The organism is Streptomyces sp. NPDC058664 (genome assembly GCF_042716635.1).
Taxonomy (GTDB): Bacteria; Actinomycetota; Actinomycetes; order Streptomycetales; family Streptomycetaceae; genus Streptomyces.
In genome coordinates this window covers 1-1,040 of the sequence record NZ_JBHXRW010000259.1, presented here as the reverse complement: position 1 = coordinate 1,040, position 1,040 = coordinate 1, and the positions used below count along the sequence as shown (strand labels likewise).

Below are 1,040 nucleotides of genomic sequence, written 5' to 3'. Positions count from 1 at the left end.
CTACCAGGTCGAACACCAGGGGTGCGTCGACGGTGATCGAGGGATGCAGGGAGTTCGGGGGCTGCCAGGCGCGGTAGCGCACGCCTGCCACCTGGACATCGGATTTGTCGGTGGCCAGCAATGGGACGGGCATGCCGTTGCAGGTCAGGACGTAGCGGCCACGGTCGGCGCCGACCAGGCGCACCTGGAGGCGTTCCACCGAGGAGTCGACGTAGCGAGCGGTGCCCTGGCCGGTGGTTTGTTCGCCGAGGGTGAGCCACGGTTCGATCGCGCCGCGCAGTTCCAGCTCCGCCTCACCGATCATGGCGGTGCCGATGCGGGGGAAGCGGAATTCGGTGAAGGGGTCGAGCCAGGCGGTGTCGAAGTCGACGCCCGCCGCGCGCAGGTCGGCGGCCACTTCGGCGATGTCGTTCATCAGGAAGTGCGGGAGCAGGTAGCGGCCGTGCAGGTTCGCGCCGTGGCGGATCAGCGGCGCCCGCAACGGCTTGTCCCAGAACATCGCGACCAGGCCGCGCACCAGCAGCGACTGCACCATCGCCATCTGGAAATGTGGCGGCATCTCGAAACCACGCAGCTCCAGCAGTCCGAGTCGGCCACGCGCGGAATCGGGGCTGTACAGCTTGTCGATGCAGAACTCGGCTCGGTGGGTGTTGCCGGTGAGATCGGTGAGCAGGTGCCGCAGTGCACGGTCGATATGCCAAGGGGCCGACTGGATTTCGTACGGGGTCGGTCCCGCGGTTTGCGCGGACAGCCTGGCAACCTCGGCGAAGGCGATCTCCAGTTCGTAGAGCGCGCCTTCGCGGCCTTCGTCGGCGCGGGGCGCCTGGGAGGTAGGGCCGACGAAACGACCCGCGAACAGGTACGACAGCGCGGGGTGACGCTGCCAGTAGGTGAGCATGGAGACCAGCAGGTCGGGGCGGCGCAGCATCGGCGAACGTGCTGGCGTCACCCCGCCGAGGGTGATGTGGTTGCCGCCGCCGGTGCCGCCGTGGGTGCCGTCCACGTCGAAGGATTCGGTGCTCAGCCGGGCGAGCCTGGCC

1 protein-coding gene is annotated in these 1,040 nt (G+C 68.7%); it reads right to left on the bottom strand.

The features are described 5' to 3' along the window. Positions 1-1,040, bottom strand: a 1,040-nt coding sequence (locus ACFWUY_RS41995; protein ID WP_384122451.1) for a transglutaminase family protein, incomplete at both ends; no start/stop codon positions are given.